Here is a 7,442-nt window from a genome sequence, read left to right as displayed (position 1 = left end):
TTTGGTCTAAGATGATTTTAATAAAAATTTTGCCGAGAGTTTAAGTGAGGATGATACAGATGGCGAAGAAATTTATTTTAATGGGAATAATTGCAGCTTTAATTATTTTAACGTTTCCAACCGTTGCTCTCGCTGGTACCGTTGTAACAAATTATGTTACCACGACAATTACTGGACCGCAAACTGTGGCTGTGGGAGAGCCTTTCAGCATCAACATCATCTTTGAAACTCCGTTGGATGGCGGCTTATATGCTAATGCTTTCCCCACCCTAACTGCTCCCCCAGCTTTGGACTTAACCGCTGTTACCTTCACGTCCACTGGAACTAGCCTGCAGTGGCCCGAGAATAACTACACTATATCCGATGTCGCTGTGTTTGATGAATTTGGAACCACCAATTTATACAGCAACTGGGGTTTTCTCGCCTACAATCCCACCATGTTATTGGGGGATACGATCACTTGGAACTACAGTGGATTTGTAGCCTTGAAGCCCGGGGATTATACATTCACACTAGCGATTAGCGGTCAATTCTGGAATTTGGTTACCGGCGTTGTTTTCATCGATCCAAGCAATCCGGTGATCGTAACCCATACTGTAACCGCCGTCCCCACATTGGGCGTGGCTGTAAGTCTCAGCCCAACTTCCATTATCGTTAATCCTGGAGAGGTAGCCGCTTACACAATTTCGGTTCAAAACGAGGGAGCTCTTACAGACACTTATAACCTCTCTGTGGATTACGCAGATTTTGATGGATTATACTTGGCATATCCCACTCGGATACAACCCACTTGGGTGTCCTTGGGTAGCACGTCTGTTACTCTCGCACCCGGTGAAACCATACAAATTCCTTTAACCATAACCCCTCCCGAGGACTGGGCTGGAATGGAAAATGCCATATATGGATTTACGGTCACCGCCGTTTCCCAAACTGATCCCTTGGTAAAGGCTAGTGCATCTGCGAGTCTTACCCTTCAGGCGACAAAGCGAAGCATGGTCGAGTACATAGATTTAGAATTGGAGGAATTGTACGCGAAAGTGGATGCTTCAACCATAAATCCAGGCATTAAGGCAAACCTATTATCTACCATCGATAAAGCCATCACCACAAAGGAGCAAGCATTAGAATTTATTATTTCTGGAAATGAGAAAAAGGCAAATAATAAGCTATTCGTTACCAGTAAGACACTCGTTTCATTCATCGATACGGTGACTGATCTGAGTGGCATCGAGATCCCCGTGGAAATTGCCACGGAGTTTATTCAGGAAGCTCAAACTATGATAGATCATCTACAGATTGCTATTGTTACCCCTCTGTAGTTAATGCACATCGCCAGACATTAAACGTGTACGGACTCCAGTTTTTGAACCGCAAGTTCTATCGATAGTTATTTGGCTTCCCTCAATGCCTTGGCGGCATCCTCCGGTGAAATGATGTTAATATAAATTCCCGTTCCCCACTCAAATCCTGCGGGCATGGTCAACCTGGGGATTATCTCTATATGCCAGTGATAAAAGAGCAAACCCGGTGTCCTTAAGGGTGCTACGTGAATCATGAAGTTATAAGGTGGGTCATTCAACACCTTGCTCATTCTCCGGAAGACTTCGGAGATCATTTTGGCTAAATCGCTCACTTCCTTTTGCGTTATTTCCTCAAGAGCTGCAGTGTGTTTCTTTGGAAGTATGTGCAATTCGCATGGAAATCGAGAGGCAAAGGGGCAAAGGGCGAACATGGTATCGTTTTCCAGTACCTTTCTGCTTACCTTGGCTTCAGCTTCCGCCTTTATCATCCTGCAATAAATGCATTCCTTGTTCCGTAAATAATAGTTCTTGGCCTCCTCAAGTTCTTCAAAAATCCTGGGTGGAATTATGGGAGTAGCCACCAATTGGGAATGTGGGTGTTCTAAGGAGGCCCCCGCCGCCAGCCCATAGTTCTTAAAAATTAGTACAAAGGTGACGCGTGGATCCCTTCTCCAAAACTTATAGCGCTGACAGTAGGTGCGAATAATCGCCTCTATCTGACCTGGGGGCATTGTGACCAGAGTATCCTCATGATTTGGGCTCTCCACGATCACTTCGTGAGCTCCCACCCCACTCAAGAGGTGGTAAATGGTATCCGCCTCGGCTTGACTTAAGCTTATGCTAGGTCGAAGGGCTGGGTACTTGTTGGGAAGCACCCGTGTCTTCCAACCTTTGGTTCGCTTATCTATCTCCCCCGGCCATATGGCATGCACCTCTTCAGGAGGAGCCATCTCCTCACCACGGCAAAATGGGCAGGGTCTTAAGGCACTCGGGGGGCCGACCTCCCTTTCTCTAAAATCGGAAGGTCTCTTCCCGCGCTCGGTGGACAAGATTATCCAGGTGTGGCTGGCAGGGTCCTTTCTGATCTCGGACATCTTTCCTCCAATTCCTGCAGATCCGCTACGGGTCTGTAGAACGTCTCGATTTCCAATGGCATTAGAATTTATCGTAAACCATGTAAATGCTTCAAGCAAGAGAGTGAGGCTCTGGAAAATGAAGCTCCATGTAAAAAATTGTCCTTTATAACCTGCTATAATAAATATTCAAGCTTAAATTGATGAAATATGGTAAACTGGGTTTGACTTAGAACCTGCAGGCAATAAAAAGGATTTTCTAAAGCGAGTACAGAAATAAAAAAAGGAGGTGCTCAAGGCCATGATCAAAAAGTGGTTCAGCGAGCGTACCTTCCACCATAAGCAGTTTTCCAACATTTCCAAATTAGTGAAACTCAAAAAAGAGCAAAATTTGTCCATTAGCTTGGGGCTGCCCACCTTCAATGTTGAAAAAACCATTGGGGAAATCATTTCGGTCATCAAAGAAAGCTTGGTAGAAAAGTATCCCCTTTTGGATCAAATCGCCATCATCGACAGTCGATCCACGGATGCTACGGTTTCCATAGCACGGGAGGTAGGTGCGGAAGTCTATTTTGACGATGAGATCCTGACCACGGTGGGTACCGAGTGGGGAAAGGGAGAGGCGTTGTGGAAAAGTCTGCATGTCCTCATCGGCGATATCATTATCTGGATCGATTCCGATATCGAAAACATCCACCCTCGATTCGTATATGGGTTGGTTGGTCCCCTTCTGCACAATCCAGAAATCGCTTTTGTGAAGGGATTTTATCAGCGTCCCATTCGGGAACATGGGCGCTTAAAAGAAACGGGGGGCGGAAGAGTCACCGAAATTCTGGCAAGACCAATCCTCAATCTCTTCTATCCCGAGCTAGCTTGTTTTATTCAACCTCTCTCCGGCGAATATGCGGGAAGAAGGGAAGTGCTGGAAAGTATCCCCTTCTACACGGGATATGCAGTAGAATTTGGGCTACTCGTGGAAATTTGGCGTCAATTTGGTTTCATGTCCATGGCTCAGGTGGATTTGGAGAAGCGGATACACCCAAATCAGCCAACTCGAGCCTTGGGAAGGATGGCATTCGCCATCTATCAAGCCGTCTTTCAGCTCATCGATGAGGACAACAAAATTAGGCTCCTTACGAGACTAAATAAAGTTCTGCGAACCGTAAAATATCGAGAAGGAGCATACTCCTTGGCTGATAACGAAATAAGGATAGTAAAAAGACCGCCCATAAATAGCGTCCCCGAATACACAGCCTACCGCAAACAACTGGAAATGCAAGTGGAAGTCGATCCATAATCAACTCAAATGGGATGGGAAATCCTGGAAGAAAGAACAATAGTGAAGAGTGTAGAGAGGATAAAAAATCTCATCCATGAAGTGAGGGTGATTTACACGGACGTCGATGGGACCCTTCTGGGACCGGGAGGGTGTCTCTTTTTAACACCGGATAAAGAATATACCCTGCAAATGGCGGAAGCCATCATTCTGATTCACAAATGCAATTTAGATGTGGTCATGGTTTCCGGGAGGCATAAAAATCAGCTCCTGGGGGACGCCAGAATCTTGGGTTTTAAAAATTATATAGCGGAGCTCGGTTGTGAAATAGTTTATAACCTGGGCGAAAAAGTCATCCTAAATGTGGGGAATTTTCAAATAACCGAGGGAAATGTATTCGATACCATAGCCAATTCTAAAGCGCCAGAATTTCTCCTTAAGACCTTTTCAAATCGCTTAGAATACCATACTCCCTGGTCTGGTGGGCAGGAGTGCACCCACCTGTTTAGGGGTTACATCGATGTAACCGAAGCCAATGAGTTGCTCCGGGAAAAGGGTTTCACCGATCTTAAGATCGTGGACAACGGTATTATCAACCAAAGGGGCTCTTTAGAAAAGATTCCAGAGGTACATGCCTATCACCTGCTGCCAAGATGGAGCGATAAAGCATCAGGGGTGCGAAAGGATAGAGAGACGAGGAAACTTCCCAAAAATGCCGTTATCGCCATTGGTGACGCTCCCTCCGATGTTGCCCTAAGTCCCGCAGTAGGAGCTGTATTCATAGTTAAAAACGCCCTGAACAAATACTCCAATATCGGGGGGCAGATTCTTTCCCAAGAAAATGTCTTCCTCACCCAGGATGAGATGGGAATCGGCTGGGCCGAAGTAATCCACTTCCTGGTCGAGAACGGGCTACTACACTCATAACCCTTGACTCTTGACTGTGACCCCATGACCTCTCACTTTATCACAATTGATTTTTTGTATCTGGATAAAGCCTCTTCGCTGATCTGATATATGGCGGGAGGGGGAATTTTCTCAAGATTTAGAATTGTCTTGAGTTCCTGGGAGATGTGCTGGACACACTCATCTATGACCCAATCTTGAAAGGGAACGATGTAAATCCTTATCCTCACGAGTATCTTATTGACGAAGGGGATTACGCCGAGCATCTTTGGCGGAGCTAGGAGAAAGTGTTGCCTCTGGGCTAAATCCTTGCCCAGAAGGCTCAAAGCCTCTTTTACCTTAGACTCTTCAACATCGGATGGGAGGGTGAAATCCAAATTATAGGCCAGATATCCATGGGTGTACCTATCCACGCCGACTATACTCCCATTGGGTACATAATGGAGGTTCCCATTTAAATCCCTTATTTTGGTTACTCTGAGTCCAAACTCTTCCACTGTGCCATAGGCTTCATAGGGTCCAGCTTTTAAATGCACCAGGTCGTCGACGGCGTATTGGCCCTCAAAGAGGATGAAAAATCCGGAGACCACATCCCTCACCAGGCTTTGAGCACCGAAACCCAAGGCGATGCCCACGACCCCGGCGGCGGCGATCATGGGGACGGGATCCACTCCCAATTCTTTTAAGATCATGAAACCGCAAATGAAGAAGATCAAATATTTCAGCAGATTCTGAAAGAGGGTTCCCAGTGTGTGGGCTTTCTTGCGAGCGGCGATTGCCTCCGGAGTCGTCTCTTCTTTCTTTCTCACCCTGAAATGCACGACTCTATGGATAAGCGTGCACCCAACTCGATACGCGACGATGCTCAAAATGAGGATGACAATGATCGCCAATCCCTTATCGATTATGTATTTTGCAACTCGTTTAAAAATCTCGTCCCAGCCCCTCTGGGGAAGGATTTCACTTACACCTCCTCGAATAGCTCGAGCTCCTTCGCTTCTTCAATCAATCCTTGGCTCATCTTAAGCATCTCGGATATCGGAACGATCTCGAAACCTTTCTGCTGGAGATAATCGATGACCATGGGGAGTGCCTGCACGGTGTTTTCACGGGAAGCACCCTCATTTCTCAAGAGGGCTCCGCTGTCATGGAATAGAATTATTCCTCCCCTTCTCAGATATAGCTTAATCCGACGGAGTATGGCCTTGGAACTTATGCCACTCCAGTCGGCGGTACTCACCGTCCACAAAATTATCCTATATCCCTCTTCTCGGAGTATCTTCCGCACCGCATTGCTATACATTCCTCGAGGAGGACGAAAGAGGCGAGTCTTGACACCGGTGGCTTTTTGGATCATCCTATCAGCCTTTCTCACCTGGTTTAGAACGATTCTCCTCGTGGACGGAACCAATTCTCTGTGAGAATAGGTGTGATTGCCGATATCGTGGCCCTCCTCAACTATCCTCCTGGCGACATCGGGATATTTCTCCACCTGCCTACCCACCACAAAAAAGGTCGCCTTAACGCCTTTCCCCTTTAATATATCGAGGATTTGGGGCGTGTATATGGGGTTGGGACCATCATCGAAGGTTATGGAGACCAGACGTTCATAGGGGTCTCTTCTGAATATTCCCTCCTGAGAACCAAAACCATGATAAACATGATAAGTCAGAAAAATGGCGAGCAATAAAAGTGAGACACTCACGGTCAAGAAAATGATCTGCAGGAGTCGCTCAATTTCATGAAGTTTTCCCCCTGCGGTTTGCCTCAATAAAACCACGGATACAAGAACCAAGGCCAAGGTGAATAACCAGCGGCGGATTAGTTTGTATCTAGTATGTTTCCAATTAGTATGCTTCAAATCCCGACCTCCCTCAAGTTCCGGTGGTTAAATCGTTGATTCTTCAGATCCCCAAGATTGGAAGAGTTCTGAAAGGGTGACAAACTTAAATCCTTTCTTCTTCAATGCTTTGATTATACCGGGTAAAGTCCTAATAGTCATCGCTCTATCCAGTCTTCCGTCGTGAGCCAAAATGACTCCCCCATTTCCGATGCCTTCAACCACTCTCTCCCGCAATCCCTCCGAATTCGATATCGAACCACTTTCCATTGCAATGGACCACAGGATGACTTTATAGCCTTCTTCCCGTGCAACCTTGAAAGCTTGGCCATTTATGAGTCCTTTCGGGGGGCGGAAATAGCGAGGCTTGGGGACACCCACGCGCCGAAGGACCTCCTCACAGCCTTCAATTTCAGCACGTATTCGTTCACAGTTGTATTTCGGTAGGTTTGAGTGAGAAAGGGTGTGATTTCCTATCTCGTGTCCCTCCACAATTTCCTCTTTAATTATCTCGGGATAACGTTCAACCTGCTCGCCGATGACGAAGAATGTAGCCTTAATTCCGTTTTGCCTCAAAATTTCGAGCACCTTTGGTGTATATCTGGGATCGGGACCATCATCGAAGGTCAAAGCGACCCTTCTTCCAGTTGGGGGGTCTGTTCTATGAAAAATTGTGGATCGAGGAGACCTGATCATCCTCCTTGAGCACAGTTTCCTCGTGTAAGCCTTCGTCCTTTCGATTTCGATGCCCGGTAGACCCTCCTGGGCGAGGGAAAGAATCGCTCCCCTCCCAACCACCCTACAGCTGGAGGAAATCAGCCTTACTCTCTCGAGTTCCCGCTCCCTTCGATGCTTACCATTTGAGGCAATGATCGAATCCCCATTTTTTACTACAGCACGTAATCCCGCACGGCGACCATTCAACCAGATAATTGGTGGTTCGCCACATCCTTTCCTCAGTAACCGGCCATTCGTATCGTAAAGATCGCCTTTTTTGAGGTGCATCCGCTTTTCTTTTAAGATCTGCTCTATGGTGGTTCCCCCTC

The 7,442-nt window shown here is 46.7% G+C and carries 7 protein-coding genes; 3 read left to right on the top strand and 4 right to left on the bottom strand.

The annotated features are described in order from the left end of the window. Nucleotides 1–59 precede the first annotated feature (59 nt). Nucleotides 60–1,319, top strand: a complete 1,260-nt coding sequence (locus AB1466_05150; protein MEW6189480.1) for a hypothetical protein — start codon at nt 60–62, stop codon at nt 1,317–1,319. Nucleotides 1,320–1,387: 68 nt separating this feature from the next. Here the strand turns inward: AB1466_05150 and galT are convergent, their stop codons facing one another. Next, nucleotides 1,388–2,395, bottom strand: a complete 1,008-nt coding sequence (gene galT, locus AB1466_05145; GenBank protein MEW6189479.1) for a galactose-1-phosphate uridylyltransferase — start codon at nt 2,393–2,395, stop codon at nt 1,388–1,390. Nucleotides 2,396–2,675: 280 nt separating this feature from the next. Here galT and AB1466_05140 point away from each other — a divergent pair, with 280 nt between their 5' ends. After that, a complete protein-coding gene (locus AB1466_05140; protein MEW6189478.1) occupies nt 2,676–3,671 on the top strand; it encodes a glucosyl-3-phosphoglycerate synthase in 996 nt (331 codons plus the stop codon). 42 nt (nt 3,672–3,713) lie between these two features. Further along, a complete protein-coding gene (locus tag AB1466_05135; protein MEW6189477.1) occupies nt 3,714–4,577 on the top strand; it encodes a hypothetical protein in 864 nt (287 codons plus the stop codon). A gap of 32 nt (nt 4,578–4,609) precedes the next feature. Here the strand turns inward: AB1466_05135 and AB1466_05130 are convergent, their stop codons facing one another. The 3 genes from AB1466_05130 to AB1466_05120 form a co-directional block, all read right to left on the bottom strand. Continuing rightward, the gene (locus AB1466_05130) at nt 4,610–5,449 is read right to left on the bottom strand and encodes a mechanosensitive ion channel domain-containing protein (GenBank protein MEW6189476.1); all 840 of its coding nucleotides are present in this window, start codon (nt 5,447–5,449) and stop codon (nt 4,610–4,612) included. A gap of 71 nt (nt 5,450–5,520) precedes the next feature. Beyond that, complete coding sequence (locus AB1466_05125; protein MEW6189475.1) at nt 5,521–6,417, bottom strand: polysaccharide deacetylase family protein; 897 nt, start codon at nt 6,415–6,417, stop codon at nt 5,521–5,523. Between the two features lie 27 nt (nt 6,418–6,444). After that, on the bottom strand, nt 6,445–7,442 hold a 998-nt coding region (locus AB1466_05120; GenBank protein MEW6189474.1), incomplete at its 5' end, for a polysaccharide deacetylase family protein.

The sequence above is a fragment of the Actinomycetota bacterium genome (genome assembly GCA_040755895.1).
Lineage (GTDB): Bacteria > Actinomycetota > Aquicultoria > Subteraquimicrobiales > Subteraquimicrobiaceae > Subteraquimicrobium.
Note: the sequence above shows the minus strand (reverse complement) of the source record. Positions and strands in the feature narration are given on the sequence as shown.

What these genes read in the sequence shown, in the direction of transcription:
- AB1466_05150 (MEW6189480.1), top strand. Translation starts at nt 60, where the DNA reads ATGGCGAAGAAATTTATTTTAATGGGAATAATTGCAGCTTTAATTATT.
- AB1466_05140 (MEW6189478.1), top strand. Translation starts at nt 2,676, where the DNA reads ATGATCAAAAAGTGGTTCAGCGAGCGTACCTTCCACCATAAGCAGTTT.
- galT (MEW6189479.1), bottom strand. Translation starts at nt 2,395, where the DNA reads ATGTCCGAGATCAGAAAGGACCCTGCCAGCCACACCTGGATAATCTTG.